This is a genomic window from Nocardioides sp. CPCC 206348 (assembly GCF_048654705.1).
In the GTDB taxonomy this organism is placed as follows: Bacteria; Actinomycetota; Actinomycetes; order Propionibacteriales; family Nocardioidaceae; genus Nocardioides.
In genome coordinates, this window is the sequence record NZ_JBMCZA010000165.1 from 14,801 (window position 1) to 15,276 (window position 476).

General features: G+C 65.8%; 1 protein-coding gene. It reads right to left on the reverse strand.

The features are described from left to right. A partial coding sequence (locus ACOADB_RS12635) for a hypothetical protein (RefSeq protein ID WP_378598907.1) occupies nt 1-476 on the reverse strand: 476 nt, incomplete at both ends.

Genomic DNA, 476 nt, shown 5'->3' on the forward strand with positions numbered 1-476 from the left:
GTCGAAGCGCAGCACGCCGCCCAGACCGGAGAAGTCGCGGAGCGCCTTTCGCACGTCGTCCGGCAGCTCGGGACCTCCGAAGTTGACCCCCTCCCCGTACTTCTCCTCGAAGAAGGCTTCCATCTCGTCGTCGAGCTTCTCCTGCTCGGCGGGGGAGAGCTCGTCGTAGTGCTCCATGCGCTCGTTGAACGCCTTCTCCTCCGGGGAGGGCTCGGGGACCCGCGAACTGAGGAACGCTTCCATCTCGTCGTCGAGCTTCTTCTGCTCGGCAGGGGTCAGCTCGTCGTAGTGCTCCATGCGCTCGAAGAGCGCCTCCTCCTCGGGTGTCGGCTCGGGGAAGCCCTCGGGAAAACCTTCGTCGGACCCTTCGTCAGAACCGTCGTCGGCGATCGCCACGCCGAAGGAGTGCTCGAACTGCAGGATGCTGACGTAGGTCAACAGGCCGCTGACCGGATCGGCGTAGCCGAGCGGCGACG